The organism is Calothrix sp. UHCC 0171 (genome assembly GCF_034931845.1).
GTDB lineage: Bacteria > Cyanobacteriota > Cyanobacteriia > Cyanobacteriales > Nostocaceae > Brunnivagina.
In genome coordinates, this window is sequence record NZ_JAYGHN010000037.1 from 13,335 (window position 1) to 34,885 (window position 21,551).

Annotated in this window: 17 protein-coding genes and 1 tRNA gene; 13 read left to right on the forward strand and 5 right to left on the reverse strand. The window is 39.7% G+C overall.

The window, feature by feature from the left end:
- The first annotated feature begins 198 nt into the window (after positions 1-198).
- The 4 genes from VB733_RS22130 (at position 199) to VB733_RS22145 (ending at position 3,150) form a co-directional block, all read left to right on the forward strand.
- Positions 199-717 (forward strand): adenine phosphoribosyltransferase, encoded by a 519-nt coding sequence (locus tag VB733_RS22130; protein WP_323342217.1) that lies wholly within the window; start codon positions 199-201, stop codon positions 715-717.
- A 223-nt stretch (positions 718-940) separates the two neighbouring features.
- A complete protein-coding gene (locus VB733_RS22135) occupies positions 941-1,987 on the forward strand; it encodes an ABC transporter permease (RefSeq protein WP_323342218.1) in 1,047 nt (348 codons plus the stop codon).
- 218 nt (positions 1,988-2,205) lie between these two features.
- Positions 2,206-2,487, forward strand: coding sequence for a hypothetical protein (locus VB733_RS22140; RefSeq protein ID WP_323342248.1), 282 nt, complete (start codon positions 2,206-2,208; stop codon positions 2,485-2,487).
- Positions 2,488-2,571: 84 nt separating this feature from the next.
- Positions 2,572-3,150 carry a hypothetical protein gene (locus tag VB733_RS22145; RefSeq protein ID WP_323342219.1) on the forward strand — a complete coding sequence of 193 codons (579 nt, stop codon included), beginning with the start codon at positions 2,572-2,574 and terminating at the stop codon, positions 3,148-3,150.
- A 48-nt stretch (positions 3,151-3,198) separates the two neighbouring features.
- Here VB733_RS22145 and VB733_RS22150 read toward each other — a convergent pair whose 3' ends face one another.
- Entirely contained in the window at positions 3,199-5,673 is a 2,475-nt protein-coding gene (locus VB733_RS22150; RefSeq protein WP_323342220.1) for an ATP-dependent helicase, read from the reverse strand.
- Between the two features lie 95 nt (positions 5,674-5,768).
- On the opposite strand from VB733_RS22150, the gene VB733_RS22155 reads away from it, so the two are divergent.
- The 5 genes from VB733_RS22155 (at position 5,769) to VB733_RS22175 (ending at position 10,895) form a co-directional block, all read left to right on the forward strand.
- Positions 5,769-7,616 carry a glycosyltransferase family 39 protein gene (locus VB733_RS22155; protein WP_323342221.1) on the forward strand — a complete coding sequence of 616 codons (1,848 nt, stop codon included), beginning with the start codon at positions 5,769-5,771 and terminating at the stop codon, positions 7,614-7,616.
- Between the two features lie 290 nt (positions 7,617-7,906).
- A complete protein-coding gene (gene psbQ / locus VB733_RS22160) occupies positions 7,907-8,374 on the forward strand; it encodes a photosystem II protein PsbQ (RefSeq protein WP_323342222.1) in 468 nt (155 codons plus the stop codon).
- An 89-nt stretch (positions 8,375-8,463) separates the two neighbouring features.
- Positions 8,464-9,585 (forward strand): FAD-dependent oxidoreductase, encoded by a 1,122-nt coding sequence (locus tag VB733_RS22165; RefSeq protein WP_323342223.1) that lies wholly within the window; start codon positions 8,464-8,466, stop codon positions 9,583-9,585.
- Positions 9,586-9,608: 23 nt separating this feature from the next.
- Positions 9,609-10,460, forward strand: a complete 852-nt coding sequence (locus tag VB733_RS22170) for an alpha/beta fold hydrolase (RefSeq protein ID WP_323342224.1) — start codon at positions 9,609-9,611, stop codon at positions 10,458-10,460.
- Positions 10,461-10,821: 361 nt separating this feature from the next.
- A tRNA-Val gene (locus tag VB733_RS22175) sits at positions 10,822-10,895 on the forward strand.
- Between the two features lie 2 nt (positions 10,896-10,897).
- Here the strand turns inward: VB733_RS22175 and VB733_RS22180 are convergent.
- A complete protein-coding gene (locus VB733_RS22180; protein WP_323342225.1) occupies positions 10,898-11,725 on the reverse strand; it encodes a SirB1 family protein in 828 nt (275 codons plus the stop codon).
- Between the two features lie 1,115 nt (positions 11,726-12,840).
- On the opposite strand from VB733_RS22180, the gene atpD reads away from it, so the two are divergent.
- Both atpD and atpC read left to right on the forward strand, forming a co-directional pair.
- Positions 12,841-14,289 carry a F0F1 ATP synthase subunit beta gene (atpD, locus tag VB733_RS22185; RefSeq protein ID WP_096615118.1) on the forward strand — a complete coding sequence of 483 codons (1,449 nt, stop codon included), beginning with the start codon at positions 12,841-12,843 and terminating at the stop codon, positions 14,287-14,289.
- A gap of 172 nt (positions 14,290-14,461) precedes the next feature.
- Positions 14,462-14,875 (forward strand): ATP synthase F1 subunit epsilon, encoded by a 414-nt coding sequence (gene atpC, locus VB733_RS22190; protein WP_323342226.1) that lies wholly within the window; start codon positions 14,462-14,464, stop codon positions 14,873-14,875.
- 153 nt (positions 14,876-15,028) lie between these two features.
- On the opposite strand, the gene VB733_RS22195 is transcribed toward atpC, so the two are convergent.
- The 3 genes from VB733_RS22195 to VB733_RS22205 all read right to left on the reverse strand — a co-directional run bounded on the left by VB733_RS22195 (position 15,029) and on the right by VB733_RS22205 (position 18,717).
- The gene (locus VB733_RS22195) at positions 15,029-16,726 is read right to left on the reverse strand and encodes an ABC-F family ATP-binding cassette domain-containing protein (RefSeq protein WP_323342227.1); all 1,698 of its coding nucleotides are present in this window, start codon (positions 16,724-16,726) and stop codon (positions 15,029-15,031) included.
- Positions 16,727-16,902: 176 nt separating this feature from the next.
- Positions 16,903-17,385 carry a hypothetical protein gene (locus tag VB733_RS22200; RefSeq protein ID WP_323342228.1) on the reverse strand — a complete coding sequence of 161 codons (483 nt, stop codon included), beginning with the start codon at positions 17,383-17,385 and terminating at the stop codon, positions 16,903-16,905.
- 168 nt (positions 17,386-17,553) lie between these two features.
- Positions 17,554-18,717: an FAD-dependent oxidoreductase gene (locus VB733_RS22205; protein ID WP_323342229.1), complete on the reverse strand. Its 1,164-nt coding sequence runs from the start codon at positions 18,715-18,717 to the stop codon at positions 17,554-17,556.
- Positions 18,718-19,062: 345 nt separating this feature from the next.
- Here VB733_RS22205 and VB733_RS22210 point away from each other — a divergent pair, with 345 nt between their 5' ends.
- Complete coding sequence (locus VB733_RS22210) at positions 19,063-19,746, forward strand: pentapeptide repeat-containing protein (RefSeq protein WP_323342230.1); 684 nt, start codon at positions 19,063-19,065, stop codon at positions 19,744-19,746.
- A gap of 405 nt (positions 19,747-20,151) precedes the next feature.
- Positions 20,152-21,486: a pentapeptide repeat-containing protein gene (locus VB733_RS22215; protein WP_323342231.1), complete on the forward strand. Its 1,335-nt coding sequence runs from the start codon at positions 20,152-20,154 to the stop codon at positions 21,484-21,486.
- The last annotated feature ends 65 nt before the right edge of the window (positions 21,487-21,551 follow it).

Sequence of the window (21,551 nt, forward strand, 5' to 3'; positions counted from 1 at the left end):
GTTAACAAGTAATCTCGCGTCCTCTTTGTCTACACAGAAAGGAACTATGACATTATAGTGTACGATTCTGGGGTATTTGAGTGCAAAAGGGAATCAGAAACAGGGGGATGGAGAAATATTGATTATTTTTACCTCTCTGACTGGCTCACTCTTCCTCTTTTACGCCACCATTCTCACCTTCTACACTATTATTCATCTATGGATTTAAAATCTTTAATACGTGATATTCCTGATTTTCCCAAACCTGGAATTATGTTTCGGGATATTACAACATTACTACGCGATCGCGATGGCTTGCGCTACACAATTAATTTGCTACAACAAAAATGTATTGAGGCAAATTTGACGGTTGATTATGTAGTCGGCATGGAATCACGAGGTTTTATTTTCGGCACTCCTCTAGCTTATCAATTGGAGGCTGGTTTTATTCCTGTTCGTAAACCAGGGAAATTACCTGCTGCGGTTCACTCAGTAGAATACCAGTTGGAATATGGCACTGATTGCTTAGAAATCCATCAGGATGCCTTAACACAAGGAAGTCGTGTCTTAATCGTCGATGATTTGATTGCCACAGGTGGAACCGCAGGTGCGACTGCAAAATTGTTACAAAAAATTGGCTGCGAACTGGTAGGATTTGGGTTTATCATCGAGCTACGAGATTTAGAAGGGCGCAGACACTTACCTGATGTGCCGATTATCTCGTTAGTTGAGTATTAATTTTGTGAATGGTTACTAGATGCAGTAGGTAGGTTGAATAAAATATCAAACCCGAAGAGAGTGTAGTTAGCTCCTGGCGGGAGGGCAGCACACTCTCTTTATTGGTGTTTGATTGTGACTACGTACTGGGTGACAGTAAAGACATTGTTAAACAACTACATTCAGTAGTAACTATTACCCAATAACCAAACTAACCAACAAGCAACAAGCAAACTATTAAAAAATGACAGCAACTAGAGTTTCTTTTGTATCAGGGCGAGATTGGCTGATTCGACTCGTAACTAGTGAGACGTTTATTTACGTAATTAAGCGTGTATTGCAAGCCTTATTAACTTTATTTTTAGCTTCGGCATTATCATTTATCATTATTCAATTAGCCCCTGGCGATTATCTCGATACATTAAAACAAAATCCGAAAATTTCGCCGGAGCGAATTGAGGAATTGAAGCGTCAGTTCGGTTTGGATAAGTCTTGGTTTGAGCAATTCTTCTTGTGGTTACAGCGAATTTTGACAAAAGGAGACTTTGGACAGAGTTTTGTCTATCAACGTTCAGTCTCATCGCTGTTATCAGAACGGGTGCCTGCCACCCTAGTGTTAGCACTTTCTTCCTTAATTGTGACATGGGCGATCGCAATTCCTCTCGGTATTATCGCTGCCGTCAAACAAAATCGTGCCACTGACAGAATTCTCCAGGTTATTAGCTACGCGGGACAAGGTTTTCCGAGTTTTGTCACGGCATTACTGCTGCTAATTTTCGCCCAAGTCACTGCTCCCTTGTTCCCCGTCGGTGGGATGACAGGCATCAACCACGATGAATTGAATTGGTTTGGTAAAATTCTGGATGTGCTTTGGCATATGCTTTTACCAACTATTGCCCTCAGTATTACTAGTTTTGCTGGCTTACAGAGGATTACACGCGGTGAATTACTAGATGTATTGCGCCAAGACTACATCCAAACAGCCCGCGCCAAGGGTTTACCAGAAAACCGCGTTATTTACGTTCATGCCCTTCGCAATGCCATCAACCCACTAATCACTCTTCTAGGGTTTGAATTGGCAAGTTTACTCAATGGTGCCTTTATTGCCGAGTTTTTCTTTAACTGGCCCGGTTTAGGTAGATTAACTTTACAAGCACTCAACAATCAAGATTTGTATTTATTAATGGCAAGCTTGGTCATGGGTGCGGTATTACTAATATTTGGTAACTTAGTTGCTGATTTAATGCTCAAAGCTGCCGACCCCAGAATTAAACTTGAAGATTTGAATTAGTTAGTATTTGTGTCAAAATAAATTGAATAAGTAGTGTGGAGAGGAGTTTCCGGGGAGATGTTCTTCATGGAAAACTCCGGGGACGGAAAGCTCGCTTTTGGAAAATAGCAAGCGAGACGCTTGCACTACTTATTTTTACATGATTCCTTAGGAGTGGAAAGTGGCGAGTGCTAAGTTACACATTACTTGCCCACTTCCCTAATATTGATGTTGAAAGAATTATGACAGAAATCTATTATTTAATTCGTTCTAAAACTGATGGGAAATATTTAGCTGCACGTCCCAATGAACAGGAAAAAAGCTATTTATTATTATTTAACGAAGATTTTGACGCGATGAGTTATTTGAATACTCATGCAGGTGATTTAGCAAATAAACTGGGTGTGGAATCAATTTCTGGTAGTCAAATATCCGGTTTAATGAAGCGTTGGGGTTTTGTTGGCATTGGTATTGTTTCTGATCCGTTATTACCTAAGATTGAGTTTTTACAACGTAGTTAAGCAAGGAGTTATAAAATTAAAAGATAACAACTTAATAGCTTGATAGCATCAACAAAGTAGGTACTCATCACCAGAGAAAGCAATATGGCAAAGCGAAAGAAAAGCAATCTCCAGTGGATTAAAGAGACACTTGAACTGAAACCAGATCATCATTGGCAAGGTTCTGAAGGCTATAAGATTTTTGTTGCTGGTAGGGGGGCTGTGCGCTGCCATGTCCCCCAAAAATGGATTTGTGAACCACAGGACAAATCATTTAAGTTTCTCGACAAAAAACCACCCGATGATGATTGTGCGCTGGAGGTATCCTACAATCATTTGCCACCTAATGACTGGAGTTTGTTTCCCCTGAAAACGACTTTGAAGAAAATTATGGCAGATGACAGTCGCAACATTATTGAAAGGGGAGAAGTTATTACCGTCAAGCGGCAAACTGCGCGAATTATGTGGATGGAGATTAAGTTTATTGATACTCAAACAGAGCCACGGGAAGCTTTTTCGCGGACTTGCATTGGTTTGGGGTCAAATATTCAATGCTTGATTACATTTGACTATTGGGCAGATCAAGCGGAACAATTAATACCTGTTTGGGATGAGGTGATACGATCGCTCACTCTCGGATTATATATCCGCGACCCCAGAACTGGTTTAGCTTTTCCTGATTAATTAATTGTCTAAAAATTGCGATCGCTATCTGGTAATTTCAGTATCCCATTATTTGGGTGCTACAGCTAAATCAACTACACATTCAGGAAATTGCCGTTTTAAAGCAGGAAACACTGGACAAGGATTTTGTTCTTGCAAATTCTCCGGCTTACTCCAAGTGAAAGGTGCTTTTTTGGCAGCAGACATCCACAACATCCGTTTTGCCCTTGTCATGGCAACATAGAGCAATCTGTATTCTTCCGCTATTTTTAAATACTTTGCCTGTTCCCAAGCCTCTGTAATACTAGGAATATTTTCTTTGCCGTGGTGAAGTGCTACCCGAATTTGAGCGCGAGCAACTTCTGATAAAGTAAAATTGCCTAAAAATTGACTTTGTGGCGGTACCCAAAACTTACCGGGAATTAAATTTTCATGTAAAAAGGGTATAAATACGTAGTCCCAATCTAAACCCTTGGCTTTGTGCATAGTAATGATAGTCAACTGCCCACCACGGGTATAACGAGCTTCGACATCTTCAGTTTCTACTGCTTCAAAACGCTCAGAGGTGACAATTTCGCTGAGTACACCTAGCATTGAACCCATGGAACTATTCCCGGCAATTTGTAAATTTACCCGTTCCGAAAGTTTATCGGCTGTAGCAAGTTCGGCTTGGTCATAATTTAAAGCTAAAGCCAGAAAAGAAATTAATTGATACAAAGGCAATTCCAGCTTTGCCTTGAGTAAACTTCGGCATAAGCGAGCCGCCCTGAGTACAGGCTCAGTTTGGGGTGTCGCCAGGGGTGTGGGGTAAAGAAAATCCTCCGGTTGAGCCGCAAGGGCATTCAAATCTTGAGTTGGGATTAATTGACGTTGCACCATCACCTCCAAACTCGCTTTCAGGTAGTCAGGAGAATGGGGGCGATCGCAGAATTGTAGTAATGCTAAAATTTCCGCAGGTACGTGGGAATGGCGATCGCGTTCTCCGGCATCGTACAAAATAATTTGATTTTCTTTACAAACATTAGCAAGGGCTGCCGCTAACCATCTACCTTGGCGATTTTCGCGCACGAGGATGGCAGCACGGGTATTACTGGGGTTAGGTGCAAATAGTTCTACTACACGCTGTTGCAGTAATTCGACGCTATGGTGAATATCGCGAGGAGTATATAATTCCAGTCCCAGTCCGATGTGGGGGGGATTTGCATCCGGTTGCGGATCATTCGGATCAACAGTATGAATCATTTGTTGACGAAAAGGTGTCGGGAAGGAAGAACTGGAAACTGAAGAATTCTTCCCCTCTCCTCGTCCCCGTGTCCCTGTGTTTTCTTTTACCCTTTCCCCTGCATACAAACTATTCACCCAATTCAACATAAAATTCGCGGCTTGAATCACAATTGGGGTACTGCGTCCTGCACGATCCATTGTGGCAAGTCGTCCAATTCCGTGACATTCTTCGCAAAATTCCCGAAAATAGATCGGGTCTGCCGGGGTAAAGGTGGAATTTATGGCTTGATTGGGGTCGCCAACCCGAATTAGATTAACGGATGGGGGCGTATATCTGCCTGTGGTTGTGTTTTCTACCCCTGTTTCCACCTCCGCATCCGTCGCCAAAATCTCCAAAAGCTGTGTTTGTAATGGGCTGGAATCTTGGGCTTCATCTTCAAAAACGGCGAATACCTGATTTTGCTCAATCCGCCTTGCATAGGGGTCATTCAATACCCGCAATGCCGCTAATATCATGTCATCATAGTCGATAAAATCGCGCGATCGCATTAATTCCTGATACTGTTCGTATAATCCGGCGGCGATATTGAGAATTTTATATTCGTCGTTGATATGTTTGCTATATTCCCGCAGGTCTTCGGGTGATAAACCGGAACTTTTGGCTTCATGAATTACGGTTGTGGCTAAATCTGGCAATACTTCCGTTCGCAATACCGATTGCCTCCGTAATCTCTCTGTCTCTTCTCCATCAAATTGGACACCTTCCAGTAAACGCATATAACGTCCAGGATGGTAAGCAATCCATTGCTCAACAGCATTCCGCAACAAACGATGACTTTGATTTGCAGTGATTAAAGTCACTTCATCTAATTGCAATCCTGATAATTCCGGATGACGACTGGCGATATTTAACGCTAATCCGTGTAGAGTTTGAACGACAAATCCAGTTTGGGGTAAAGATAAATCATCGCGTAAATATTTGCGAATTTTGGCTTTAATATTTGCCGCCGCCGAACGGGTAAAGGTGACAACAACTAATTGACGGCGAGTATTGCGAAGGGTGTTAGCATTATCTTCGTATTGACGTGCGATCGCAATTGCTGCTGCCGCCGCCATCCCTGTGGATTTCCCAGCACCAGGAACCGCCGAAACTGCTAATTTTCCACTTTTCCAATCTGCCATTTGTTGCTGTCCCAATCGTAAACTGTTACGGATATTTACAATTGCTTGACTTCTGAGCAAAGACGCTTTTATTTTTCCATCTACTTCAATTTGGAGATAGTTTTGCGGCACTGTATTGGTAAGATTAGCGTCGGACATAGAAGATTCTGGTTAATGGTTATTAGTAATTTCGTGATTGCTGAATTCAAAATTTGCTATTCAATAATTTTTCCCTTTTCTCCTTGTTCTCCTACATGTCCAATAAACATTTCCATTATTTAATTTTAAGTGGAGTCATAATACTTGGTGCAATCCTGCGGTTGGGAAATTTAGATTTGAAGCCGTTGTGGATGGATGAGATAATTACCAGCATTTTTAGTTTAGGTAAAAGTTATCAGGATTTACCACTTGATCAAATATTACCTTTAACAAAAATAACAGATATTTTCACTTATCAGCCGGGAATTAGTTGTAGTCAGATTGCCGAAAATATTGCTGCTCAGTCAACCCACCCGCCCTTATTTTTCTGTGGGATGTATGTGTGGTTGGGGTGGTTGCAATCTTGGGGGATAAACTGGGTGTTCGGAGTGCGATCGCTTCCTGTATTATTTGGTATTGTTGGGATTTTCGTGATTTATTGGCTCAATCGAATTGCTTTTTCACCCAAAGCTGGATTAGCTGCGGCTGCCTGTATGACTGTTTCTCCGTTTGCGGTATATCTTTCCCAAGAGGCACGTCACTATACTTTACCGATGCTGCTGATTAGTTTGGCACTAATCGGATTAATACAAATTCAAAAAGATATTTTTCAAGCTGATAAAATCCAAGTTTGGGTATGGTGTTACTGGGTAATTATCAATAGCATTGCTCTTTATGTTCATTATTTTTGTATTCTTGCCCTGATTGCCCAAGTGGGTACGCTAATTTTATTTTTAGTTTGGCAAAGGCGGAATATTCGGCTTTTTCCACAAGTTTGCTTGGCTCTGTTGTTATCAATATTATTAATTGCTATTAGTTTTCTGCCTTGGTTGGCAATTTTACTCAATCATTCCCAGAGTTCCGATACTGATTGGTTACATGCTCCTCAACATATTGCACCTTTATATCAAACAGTTATCAATTGGGTGTTGATGGTTATTTCCTTACCTGTAGAAAAGCAACCAATAATTAATGCTGCCTTTTCTGCATTTTTGATGATTTTTGCCGGAATTTGGATTGGGAGAAAATTTATCCAAGGAGTTAAAAGACTTTTAATTGCAGAAAAAACTAAATTTTCAGCATTTATTTTATGTAGCTTTACTGTTTGGGTAATTTTCGAGTTTTTAGCTATTATTTATTTACTGCAAAAAGACATTACTGTTGTCCCTCGTTATAACTTTATTTACTACCCTAGCTTTTGTGCTTTACTAGCTGCAAGTTTAATAGTTCAAGATAATAGAGATAAGAGAGTTATTCGGAAAAAACAAAAAAAATACTTATCTAATTTTAAACTTCCTTTATCTCAAAATTTAATTATCATATCTAAGATTTTAAAACTGAATTTTCTTCAATTTAAATTAATTAAATATCCCATTTTTGTAGTTTTATTTTTTGGAACCATTAGTTGTCTCTTCCTACTATTCAATTTAGTTTTTCAAAAACCTTTTCAACCGGGATTAGTCGCAAAAAATCTAAATCAAGAACCCTCTATACCCACGACAATTGTAGTTGGATATAGTAATTATCAAGATATAGCCCTCGGATTAAGTTTTACATTAGCTTTGCAACAACTGCAAGCAAAAAATAATGCCAAATATAACGTTGCCTCACAACCTACAGAATTCGCCTTTTTTAGTAAAAAAAATAATTTTGAAGAAGTTTTAAAAGATATTACCAATAATATCTCAATCAAGCGATCGCCACAACAATTACAATCAGCTTCAGCCCAAACCCAAGACTTAGAAATACCACGCTTAAATTTGTGGTTGATTGCTTCCGGTTTACGCCAGCGCGATTTTCCCGCACAAATCATACTTGCATCTCAAAATATCTGTAAGCAAGATATTCAGCAATATTATCGCATTGGCATTCCCTATCAACTTTATCGCTGCGATGGTGATTAGTAACAAAAATGAACATATCTATAGTAACTAATAGCACATATTTATTATGTACAATCAACAATAAGAATCATGAGTAAATCATCTGAAGAGGTAAAAATTAGCCAAAATCGAGAAGCTTCTTCCTCAGAAGTCAATGTATAGATTTGTTGTTTGAATGTATTTTTAGAATTATTCTGAAAAACTAGTTGAGTAATTATACTCAATTTTATTGTTTAGTGCTTAAATCATCGATTTGGTACGGGATTATGTCACAATGACACTGTTAATTGGCTAACAAATAAGCTCTGTTTATGGCACGTCAACGGACTCTTATTTCCTTGATTCTGGTATTTTTGGCAACATTCTTGATGAGTTGTGGAGGTCCGGCAATATCAACACCACCTCCAACTTATACCCAAGCACAAGTGCAAAAGATTAATGAATACAAGACTGATATCGTTACAGTACGTGAGCGTGCTGCCGAACTTGGACAGTTAATCGGTAAAAAAGAATGGATTAAGGTTGGTAATTTTATACATGGACCAATGGCGGAAGCTCGTTTGGACATGACCTATATTATTCCCAATCTCTTACCCAACGACCAACCAGCTGCCCGCAAAATTGCCCGGGATTTATTTGACCATTTGGTTAAAATTGATCAAGCAGCGACTTCTGGTAATCAGGTAGTTGCCGCAAGTAATTTTGCTGCCGCTTATTCTGACTTTGACAAATTCCTGCAATTGTTACCTGAAAGCAGTAGTTCTGCTGAAGAAGGGTAATTAATTGAGGCATGGGGGATTAGGCATGGGGCATTGCGAGTTAATATTATCTCTATGTTTCATGCCCAGTACCCATTTCCCCAAAAATTATGCATGTAGTTGTGATTGGATGCGGTATTGTTGGAGCTGCGATCGCATACGAACTGAGTCAAATCAAAGGGTTACAGGTGACTGTAATTGACCAAAAGCCCCCAGCACAAGCTTCAACAGGGGCAGCTTTAGGGGTATTAATGGGCATTATCAGCCACAAGCTCAAAGGTAAGGCTTGGCGGATGCGACAGGCGAGTATTGCCGCTTATGAAGAATGGATTCCCAAGTTAGAAGCAGTATCGGGACGGAAAATACCTTTCAACCGTCAAGGAATTCTGAGTTTATGTTTGGCTGGGGATGATTTAACTGGTTGGGAAAACCTGGCAGCAACTCGTCTGGCTCAAGGTTGGCAGTTGGAAGTGTGGGACAAAAGTCAACTCCAACAAGCTTGTCCACAAGTAAATATTGAAAAATTCGTCGGTGCGGTATACTCCCCTCAAGACCGGCAATTAGACCCGATAACGCTAACATTGGCTTTGGTGGATGCCGCAATTTTCAATGGTGTTAGTTTTAAATTTGGGATAGAAGTATTGGGAATCAGTTCAGTTCACAGTGTCTCCGCAGATTCCCAGGGAGAAAAGATAGAAATTGAAACTGACAATGGCAAAATTACCGCAGATAAGACTATTATTGCGGCTGGACTTGGTTCCACTCCCCTCACAGAACAATTACAGCAAAAAGTCGATATTCGTCCCGTACTCGGACAAGCGATACATTTTCATGTCGGACATGCTTTAGGCAACCCAGACTTTCAACCAGTATTAACGAGTAATGACGTACACATAGTTCCTTGTGGTGCGGGGATTGTACCCATTACCGATTATTGGGTAGGGGCGACGGTAGAATTTCCCAACGAAATCGGAAATCCCTTACCCCCAGATGCAGAATTATTAGAAACAGTAAAACAGCAAGCAATATCCTACTGCCCCCAACTCGCCCATGCCACAATTACCCGCACTTGGTTGGGTTTGCGTCCCCGTCCCGAAAATCGTCCTGCCCCAATCATTGAAAAATTACCAGGATTTAGTAATATTCTGCTTGCCACCGGACATTACCGCAACGGCGTTTTACTTGCCCCTGCAACTGCGATCGCAATTCGTGAGATGATTGTTTCTAATTAACAATTAATCAATAACAAATTGTAGTGGCAGTTCTCGAAAAAAATATCAAAATTGACTCTTTAGATTGGTTTTATCGCGAATCTGAACCGATCGGGCGCAGTGATTTATTACCAGTAGTTTTACTGCATGGGTTAGTATCACAAAGCTATAGTTGGCGAAATATTTTACCTGCTTTATCACAACAAGGAAACCGAGCGATCGCGCCTGACTGGATTGGTTATGGTTTTTCGTCTAAACCGGAAAAATACGAGTTTGCCTACAAACCAGATACTTTTATTCATGCTTTAGAAGGGTTTATTCAAGCATTAGAAATTGAAAAATTTTCGTTAGTTGTGCAAGGTTATCTCGGTTCGGTGGGATTACAATATGCTTTGCGTCATCCCGAACAAATAGCAAATATTTCTATCTTAAATACACCAATTTCTACGACGGCAAAAGTACCCTGGAAAATTAAACAAATGGGTCTACCTTTAGCGGGAGAAATGATTACCCAAGACCCGCTATTAGTTGATAGAACTTTAGAAGGGGGTTCGCGTTATCGAATTGAAGATAAAGATTTGGATATTTATCGCAAACCATTTTTAAAATCCTCATCTTCAGGACGTGCTTTACTTGCCACAATTCGCAATTTACAACTTGAACAAGCCATGAATGAAATTGAAACTGGTTTCCCAGCATGGCAAAAACCTGTATTAATTCAATGGGGAACAATCGACCCTTGGTTACCAGTAGAAATGGCAGAAAAATTTACCAAAGAAATACCAAATGGGGAAATAGTGCGACTAAATAATGTTGGACATTATCCACAAGAACACTATCACGAGACAATCCTCCAAGATTTATTGCCATTCATGCGGATTTCCAATAATTCTTGATCAATTTTTTAGAGTCGCAATTATTGAACCATCTTAGGGAACATTTATAAAGTAAATACTCAGGATAGTCGCACAGGGAGACACCCGGTTTCTCATCAATAAATTCAGATGATGCTCAATAGTTAAATCCCAGAAACCGGGTTTCTTTGGTCTTAAGGTTTACTTTATACATAACCTCTGATGGAAGAGCTTCTCTATTTTCAGAAGAAGACAAACTTATAATCCATGAGAATCGGAATATTTGGTAGCAATCTCATCATCCTCAAACTACCAGGACAGAAGTCATACCAAGTTGCCTTCTGCTTTGTTCTTCAAAATAGTAGATTTTTTTCAGGCACTTGTGCTATGATAGATAAGGCTTGGACGTATAGCTCAGTTGGTTAGAGTACGTCGTTGACATCGACGGGGTCACTGGTTCGAATCCAGTTACGTCCACTTTATTCCCTACTTCCCTTCAGTTGATTGAGTAACTGTGTAATCACCTTAATATCCCTAGCTGTGGGTGATTCGGCGAGATATCGTTGTAAATCTGTTTCGGCTTGATAAAAACGCCCTAACTGATAAGATAATAAACCGCGATCGCGAATTTCGATAATTGCATCGGGAGTCAGCAGTAAAATTCGCTCAACCGCAGCTAAGGCTTTCTCCAGCTCCTGCTGGTTCAAATAAATATACTTCAGATTTGACAGCATCCGTACTAAAACCTGAGTTTTACTAACTGTAGGTAAATATTCAGGCTGCAATGTCACTGGTTGTTGATATATTTGGCTCAATCTTTCCTCACAATCTTGAGCAAACATAACTTCACCAGCATGAAAAGCATCAACAAAAATCTCCATTTCCGCCACATCTGGACGAATCAGAAAATGTCCCGGCATTCCAATACCCAACATAGGAAAATCAATCCGACGGGCAATTTCCAAATACACCATAGCTAAAGTAATAGGAATCCCCGTGCGGCGATCGATCACATCATTCAAAAAACTATTGCGTGGGTCATAATAATCATCAGTATTGCCAGTAAAGCCCAAATCTTCGTAGAGGTACTGGTTAATAATCTGAATCACTTTCATCGGATAGCGATCGCTTGGTAAGCGTTCTTGTAATTCACATGCCATCGTATCCAATGCGTTTAAATACTCTTCGGGATCGAGATGAGGATATTCTTCTTGTGCAATGAATAGCGCTGCCTTTGCTAAGTCAATATACCTATCAGGCTGTTGAATCTCTTGAAAAAAATATTGCCGCGCTGATAAGTAATTCATAGCCAGATACAAAATATGGGTTTGACAAACAAGCTTCGAGGACAGATTAACTGTTTTGTTCTTTCGGCTATAACCATTTTAAACCAACCTAAGTAATCGAAGTTGCTCAACTCCGTTAAATCAAATCCACTTAATAAAACTATAAGTACAGGATAATCACACTTTTGTGTAACTTCTATTCTTGAACCCTCGGCAATTGTGGTTTTCGTAACTTTTACAGCTTTTGATTTGTGTTCAAGATTTCTGCACAAGGACTAACAAAAAGCTACGTATTAACATTAAAACTGAAATTTAAGAAATGCTTTTAGGAAATTGGACAAGCCGCATGTGTATCACATATTAAAGTGAAATGGCATGGCACTGCTCTCATTGTTCTTAACTGCGAGTTATTAACAGCGAGGGCATTTTTTTATATCTGCTACCTAGTCATGAGCATCTATTTCTACAATTATCATTGGTAAATTTGCAAAAGTACCATCTCACCTAATATTTGATTTATTAGGGCTAATAAGCTCAAACATATCTAAAATTGCCTGCTATTAAGAGGTTATTTATAAACTATTTATAAACTAAATTAGCAGACCAAAGCAAACCTGTTTTCTGGGATTGAAGCCATAATCCGACTTGTTTGCTGAGAAATCTCATTTCTCTCACCAATAGAACCTAAATTACCAATCATCAATAAATTTCTGAATCGAAATACATTCAGACCATTAGTCTGATTTTTAAGCCCGATTTTTAAGTTCGATTTTTAAGTTCGATTTTTAAAAATATACATAATTTGACAATGAATACAATGCTGAGGTTTTGGAGGGAAATACCAACCTACTAAATCCCCTCAGGGAAAAACTAACCTCAGTAATATTTGCATTGTTCTCGTATTAATACGCACACTTTTTGCTGAGTGTATTTGTACTAAAAAGTCCGTTTAGTTGCTTATTCCCGAAAGGGACATATATAATATCGCAGCTTTCAATAAAAGCTGTTCTTCTTAAGAATCAATTTATCCCCAAGAGTGATGCCGTTCAGTGCTACTCTGGAAGATGAATATAGCTTGAACTCAAGCCTAAATAAGACCCTATCTGAAAAATAGCTTCAATCAATAGGACCCCAGCATGGTCACCACTGCAAACAAAACGAACATCGGTTACATTACCCAAGTCATTGGTCCAGTTGTAGACGTAAAATTCCCCGACGGCAAAATGCCTCGAATCTACAACGCTTTGAAAATTACAGGCAAGAATGAAGCGGGACAAGATGTCTCCGTAACTTGCGAAGTGCAGCAGTTGCTGGGCGACAATCAGGTACGAGCTGTTGCTATGAGCTCGACCGATGGCTTAGTACGCGGAATGGAAGCTTTAGACCAAGGTGCGCCAATTAGCGTACCTGTTGGTAAGGCAACCCTAGGACGGATTTTCAACGTTCTTGGCGAACCTGTAGACAACAGAGGTCCAGTAAACAATACCGAAACTCTCCCCATTCACCGTCCAGCACCCAAATTCACCGAATTGGAAACCAAACCCTCGGTGTTTGAAACTGGGATTAAAGTGGTTGACCTTTTAACTCCCTACCGCCGTGGTGGAAAAATCGGTCTGTTCGGTGGTGCTGGTGTAGGCAAGACCGTAATCATGATGGAGTTGATTAACAACATTGCCACTCAACATGGTGGTGTGTCAGTATTCGCAGGTGTGGGCGAACGTACCCGCGAAGGAAATGACCTCTACAATGAAATGATGGAATCTGGTGTAATCAACAAAGACAACCTCAACGAGTCGAAGATTGCGCTAGTGTACGGTCAGATGAACGAACCACCCGGTGCGCGGATGCGTGTTGGCTTGTCTGGTTTGACAATGGCTGAATATTTCCGCGACGTTAACAAGCAAGACGTATTGCTGTTCGTCGATAACATTTTCCGTTTCGTCCAAGCTGGTTCGGAAGTATCCGCACTTTTAGGTCGTATGCCTTCTGCGGTAGGATATCAGCCAACTTTGGGTACTGACGTAGGTGCTTTGCAAGAACGGATTACTTCCACCAACGAAGGTTCGATTACTTCGATTCAAGCTGTATATGTACCTGCGGATGACTTGACTGACCCCGCACCTGCGACCACATTTGCCCACTTGGATGGTACAACTGTATTGTCTCGTGGCTTGGCTTCTAAAGGTATTTATCCGGCGGTAGACCCATTGGGTTCGACCTCGACAATGTTGCAACCCGACATTGTTGGTAAGGATCACTACGATACTGCTCGTGCTGTACAAGCGACACTGCAACGGTATAAAGAATTACAAGACATTATTGCAATTCTCGGTTTGGATGAGTTGTCTGAAGATGACCGTTTGGTTGTGGCGCGCGCACGTAAAGTTGAGCGATTCTTGTCGCAGCCTTTCTTCGTTGCAGAAGTATTTACAGGTTCTCCTGGTAAGTATGTGAAGCTTGAAGATACCATTAAAGGCTTCAAGATGATTTTGTCGGGTGAGTTGGATGATTTACCTGAACAAGCATTCTACTTGGTTGGCGATATCAACGAAGCGATCGCTAAAGCTGAAAAAATGAAAGGCTAATTAGTTAATTGTTGATAGTTAATAGTTAGTGGTTAATAGTTAATAGTTAGGTGGTTGGTGGTTAATGGTAAGTTGACAGAAGTAGCCAATAATCAATAACTAATACCGAATAGATAACAATTAACCATTAACGATTAGCGATTAACCAATAACCATTAACAACAGACAAGATATGACATTAACTGTTCGCGTACTTTCCCCAGATAAAACAGTCTGGGATGCAGCTGCTGAGGAAGTCATTCTTCCTAGCACTACTGGACAACTTGGTATCCTGAGTGGACACGCGCCATTGCTTTCAGCATTGGATACTGGTGTAATGCGCGTACGTCCTAGCAAAAACCAACCTTGGATTACGATCGCCCTACAGGGTGGTTTTGCCGAAGTTGAAGAAAATGAAGTGACGATTCTCGTCAATGCTGCGGAACGTGGTGATACGATTAACCTCGAAGAAGCACGCGCTGCATACAACGAAGCGGAAACTCGTTTAGGACAAGTTTCTGCTGATGATAAACAAGCACAATTCCAAGCAAATCAAGCATATAAACGCGCTCGCGCTCGTTTTCAAGCTGCTGGTGGCATGGTTTAGGTTTAGATAATCGGGGGAAAAGGGGAAACATTTTTGTTTCCCCTTCTGCATCCCTTAATTAATTTTTGGCTCTACTAACTTTTTTACTAAAGCTGAATCGAAAACCTGTTATGCAGTAATCCGCAAGTTAGGGAAATTCAGCTATATAAATAATTACTTCTTCGCTTTCTCTTTGGCTTTTGCCGCCTTGGTAGCTTTTTTGGCAGCTTTTTCCGCTTCAATGTCTGCTATTTTTGCCGCTTCTTTTTCCTCTTCTAATTTACTGAGATAGTAGTGATAATCGCCTAAATAAACACGAAAATCACCGTCACGAATTTCAACTATTTTATTGGCTATTTGGGAGATAAAATAACGGTCGTGGGAGACGACAATGACGCTACCATCATAGTTTTGGAGCGCTTCTTCCAGCATTTCTTTTGCGGGAATATCTAAGTGGTTTGTCGGCTCATCTAAGATTAATAAATTTGCCGGACGTAGGAGCATTTTTGCTAGTGCTAAACGTGCTTTTTCGCCACCACTCAATGCCGAAACATTTTTGAAAACCGTATCACCACTGAATAAGAACTTACCTAAAAGTGTGCGAACTTGTTCATTATTCCAGTCTGGAACTTCATCATGAATAGTTTCCATGACACTTTTGTTCAAATCCAAGGCTTCAGCTTGATTCTGCTCAAAATAGCCAGGAATCACGTTATGTTCTCCCAGCTTGGCAATACCTTCCGATGGTTGTTCCATGCCGGTAATCAAGCGTAGCAGTGTCGATTTACCCGCACCATTGGGAGCCACAAATGCAATGCGATCGCCACGTTCAACTAATAGATTCGCGCCTAAAAATAGAATTTTGTCGTCATATACATGGGTCAAATTCTTGATTTCCACAACCTCACGTCCACTACGAGGGGCTGGGGGAAATTGAAAGCGTAAAGTTTTCACAGAACCTGTTGGTGCTTCAACACGTTCAATTTTATCTAGTTGTTTTTCGCGGCTTTTCGCTTGGGTGCTGCGAGTGGCACTAGCACGAAATTTCTCCACAAAAGCTTGTTGCTTTTCGAGTTCCTTTTGCTGACGTTCAAATGCATTTAATTGTGCAGCTTGATTTTCAGCTTTTTGTTGTAGGTAAGCAGAATAATTACCAAGGTAAGTGCTAGAAACACCACGTTCAGTCTCGACAATCTGTGTACACAGGCGATCGAGAAATTCCCGGTCATGGGAAACTATTACCATCGGTGTCATCAGCTTTTTCAAATATTCTTCCAACCACTCAATTGTCTCTAAATCAAGGTGGTTAGTAGGCTCGTCTAACAGCAACAAATCGGGTTCCTGTAACAAAATTTTACCTAAACCCATTCGCATTTGCCAGCCACCGCTAAATGCACTGACTAAACGTTCTCCATCTTCAATTTGAAAACCCATTTCGGGTAAAATCTTGCCAATGCGCGCATCTAAACCATATCCATCTAGCGCTTCAAACTGGCGTTGTAATTTATCTAATTTATGGATTAATTTATCGAGTTCCTCGGGCGATGCCTTTTCCATATCGCGCTGAACTTGTGCTAAGGCTAGTTGGACGGAGTTTGCTTCCTTGAATACCGTCCAAAATTCCTCGCTCACTGTGCGGCTAGGATCAACTTCAAACTCTTGGTTCAGATAGGCGATGTGTAGGCTCGTAGGACGGATAATTTCACCAGAAGTCGGTTCGATTTCGCCAGCAATTATCTTTAGCTGGGTAGACTTTCCTGCACCATTAACACCGACTAAGCCGATGCGATCGCCCGCTTTCACTTCCCAATTTACATCCTTGAGGACTTCACCAGTCGGGTAAATTTTGCTGATATGTTCGAGTCGCAGCATTCAATATCTCCAAGGTAATGATTTAGTTAAGTAGGGCGATTTCTCGCATCGTGTCCAATCTTAACAAAAATTAATGCCAAAGTTAGTAGAATAATTGACCTAAAAGCAAAAAATTTTCCAAGATTTTTCTCAAGGCTGTTGTTTAGGTAAGAATACAACACCGCAGGTTATTGTTTTTATTCACATCCATCGCGGACTTTGATTAATTCGTCTTTAGGCAGACCTAATATGCGGGAAATTGGCGCGATTAAACTATCGTCAATATGTTCACCAGCATAGATGTTATTCAACTCTACAGGGGACAATTTAAAAGTGTCACAAAACTTAGTAAACTCCCGATCGCCTAAATCTAGCTCTTGTTGTCGCTCTTGGAGTAAGGCAGCCACTGCGAGGGTTCCGTATTTGGGGCGATCGCACATTTTCAAGTATTCATTAATCAGTGTTTTTACTTGATGAATATCACCACCAGATTGACGAATTAAATCGGTACAAGCAGTTGTTAATGCTTTTTTTAATAGTTCATCTTCGTTCAGATGTTTAGTGATGGATTCAGAAAATTCTCTTTTGAAAAATCCAGCGATCGCACCTTTATAATAAACAGGCATATAAGCCTCATGATTTCCCACTTGCCAATCGGTAGATTTGTTACGTAAAGACATATATAGTTACACCTCTAATTCATGCTTATAACCGCTTCTGGGAATTCCCCCATTCCTTTATTACATTCACATCCAGAAACGACAAGGGGAAAAATTATCAAATCATTAAACAATCGATTTTTTATTACTTGGATGCGCGAGAAGACAAGTATTTAATTTCCATCACAATTATTGAAATTGCTGCATAAATCTTCTATCTAACCAATCTTTCCACAACCATAATAAACGGCTTGGTGGCAAAGTTAAATTACCACGATTTGCAATTGCTTTTCCGTCTCCAGTGCCAATTAAACTTAAGTATTTTGCTTGGGGAATATAAGGTTTTAGAGGTTTACCTAATACATACCGTCGCAAATTAGCAAATAATGGTTTTCCTTGACGAACCGCAAATACACCAGCTTTGGGGCGAGGATAATTAACCATTGTCGCAATGTCCCCTGTCGCAAATATGTGGGGATGCGATAAAGATTGTAATTGTTCATTAACTAAAATAAAGCCATTTTTATCTGTCTTTAAACCAGTTGTCTTTAACCACTGTGGTGCTGATGCCTGCGTTACCCAAAAAATGCGATCGCCTTCCCAAGTTAAGCCTGATTCACAATTTAAATAAAGTTTCTCTGATTTTTCAATCTTACAAACAGTTTCTTTTAAATGTAATTTAATTCCCTGTTGTAATAAAACCTCTGTTAATAACTGGCGCATGAACAAATGATAACTTGGCATTAATTCTTGATCGCGATGAAATAAATGTATTTCAATTTCTTGATTTTCATGCAAATTGAGATTATTTAATTTTGCCCGCATTGCTAAAGCTAATTCAACTCCACCAGCACCTCCTCCGACAATAGCAATACGAATTGGTGGAGAATAATGGATAATTTCACGACAAAATTTATCCCATTCCCTCAGTAATATCGATACAGGTTTCGCTCGTATTGCATACTCTGTAGCACCAGGAACTGTAATTGTTGTAGGTGTGCTACCAATATCAATTGATAAAATATCAAACTCTATCTCTGGAAGGTGAGTAGAAATGACTTTATTATTCTCCAAATCTAAATTAATTACTTCATCAATATATAATTTAGCCCCAGCAAAATTAGTTAATTTTTCCAAGTTGATATGGCATTCATCATGAGTATAAAATCCAGCAATATGTCCCGGTAGCATTCCTGAATAGGGAGTATCTCTATTTTCTGTGATTAAGCTGAAATTAACATTTGGTAATGGTTTATTGGCAAGCGATCGCAGTAAAATAGCATGACTATGACCACCACCCAATAAAACTATATTTTTTTGTTTAGTTGTTGTTTTTGATGCATTTGATATCATGATAAGTCTTAACACTCAATTACTGGTAGAATAATATCTAGCCTAATCATATTTCCGACTGATAACTTATATCTAACTTGTAGATATTTACCTTTTCGACAAAGTTTGATAAATTAAAATCCGGAAGATTTTGACAAGCTTTAATTTTTTTTAATATAATTTTATTCTCATATAATTTTTTTGCACTTACGGAAGCAATATTGATGTCATAAATGATAATTATTAGTCTCGAATCCACGCCTAAGTATGCATCTACGAGATTTTGGTAAAGTTTTTACAAACTGTGATTCGCCAGTGGGTTGGCGGAGAAAAAGATAAATCAAACTGAAGTAAAAAAATCTAAGAATGATGCAGAGACAGACTTTTAAAAATTCAATTAAATCCCTGGCGGCACAGGACTTAAAAACTCGTTTACTGGCAATTTACGAGTTAGAGGAAATTCTGAGAACTTATCCAGAAAATCATTGGCAAGGAATGCAATTTCTTGCTAATTTTGTTCGGAGTCAAGCAAATATTCAGAATCAGCCAAATTTTGAAAGTTCGGAATTATTAAATAAAAGTCTAAGTCATACTGCAAATATTAGCGCAAATATTAGTGTAGATGTTCAAGCCGCACTCACAGTAATTGCCAGAAGAGATGCGAAACAGGATGCAGACAAGGAAATTCTCGATTTGAGTGAGGTTGATATTCGGGGAGTAAATTTAGATCATGGAAATTTGCAGCGAGTCAGTTTATACCGAAGCAACTTGGCTGGTGCTAGTTTAATTCAAGCTAATTTATGCGGTGCTGTATTGAGTGCAGCCAATCTGACAGGTGCTAATTTGAAGCAAGCGAACTTGTCGCAAGCAATTTTAGGTGCTGCAAATTTAGTAGATACGAATCTGGAAGAGGCAAATCTATATCAAGCGAATTTATATCTGGCAAATTTACGTGGTGCAAATTTACACGGTACAAACTTAGATGGCGCAAATCTCAGGGATGTAAATCTTTACAATACTATTCTCGGAGAAGTAATCTTAAATAAGTAGTGTTAGTAATTTCAATACTGAAGTATTATTAATTCACTCAGAAAAAAGTTATAGTTCAGTATTCAGAAGAGAAAATGCTTTTCTGAAGCTCTGTAACGAGTAATATCAGAAACCTCAGATTTATCCTTGGGGAAAAAATAATTTTTTTCTTAGCCTCCGGGTTAATAAATTTGTGGATATGTTCTGAATTCTGTGTTTTTTAATATCCTCATCAGGTGTTGCTACGGTTTTTTTGGTATTAATTCGGTATCCATATCGAACTATGACAATGCTTTGTCTCGTAAGATTGAACAATAGCATTGTTAGTAAAGCAAATTGGCAGATATTGAAATTTTGAAATAAATGCTATACGCTTTTTCCCAATTGTCTACGTAGGAATGCTGTGTTTTGAGGAATACTTCTATTATGTCTGCGAATAAGACAGACGCTTTCAAGAGTAAGCTAGTTGCCATCGCTGCAATTTTTACTGTCTCACCAGGGTTGTTTTTCCTGCTTTTTACTAGAAATAGGCAGTTATCGGCATTACAAAAGGTGGAAGTCGCCAACCAAGCCTTGACAACTAGTGCAACCTGCTTTTTGGGGTTTGCTGTCATGCTCAATGCCTACTATGCCAGCAAACGAACAGAAGCGATACGTAGAAATGCGATCGCAATTGAAAAAAGCAATGAAATTAATGTGAAGAATACGCAAATAGCTCAAGAGCGTTTAGCTACAGAGCGATTTATGAATGCAATTACCCAGCTAGGGCACGAAAATGTGGCGACACGCACGGGTGCTATTTACGTATTAGAAGGAGTTGCCCGCGAATCTTCCCAGCAAAACTGGACTGTGATGCAAATATTAACAGCATTTGTCCGTGAAAATGCTGTTGTTCGTCATCTGCAATTAGAGACTGAAAATAAGCAAACAAGAGTTCGCACCGATATTCAGACAGCTCTTACCGTAATTGGTAGGTGTAACTCCCCTGAAGATGGGGCAGGTAGTAAACTCGACCTCCGCAATACTGACATGCGTTGTGCTGACTTACGGGGTGCTAACTTGCAGCATCTAGATTTACGTGGTTCTAATTTGAGTGAGGCTGATTTGCGCGGTGCCGACTTAGCTGAATCTGACCTTGACAACTGCCAGCTTTTGAGTTCTATTTTATACGAAGTAAACCTACATAAAGCTAGTTTACGAAATGCAAATCTTAACTTAGCAAATCTCAATCGTGCGTGGATTTGCGGAGCCAACTTACAATCTGCGAATTTGTCAGGGGCAAGTTTACGTGGTGCGAATTTATCAGGTGCGAATCTTTACAAAGCAGATTTGCGATCGGCTAATTTAAAATTGGCTAATTTATCGAAGGCAAAATTATTTTTGGCGAATTTACAAGGAGCAAAACTTGCTAAAGCCAACCTCAATCATACAGGTTTGATGGGTGCGAATTTGTATGCTGCAAATCTCAATGGAGCTAATTTATTGCAAGCGAATTTGAATGCGGCGAAATTACATCACAGCGAAGCATATTTTGCTAATTTTACAGGTGCTAGCCTCCGAGAAGCGGATTTATGTGGTGCAAATTTGATGGGTTGTAATTTCCACAAAGCGATTCTGTGTGAAACAAATTTATCTGGTGCCAATTTAATGGGGGCAAATTTATTTGGTGTTGATATTTGTGATACTAGATGGGATGGGGCAATTTTGACTGGTGCTAAAAATTTTGAGTACCAAGAGATGAAAGTTGCGATGGGTGATTAGTAATTGGTTATTTATTCAGGGTATCTACCAAACTTCAGAGATGCGGAGATTTATGAATTACGGGA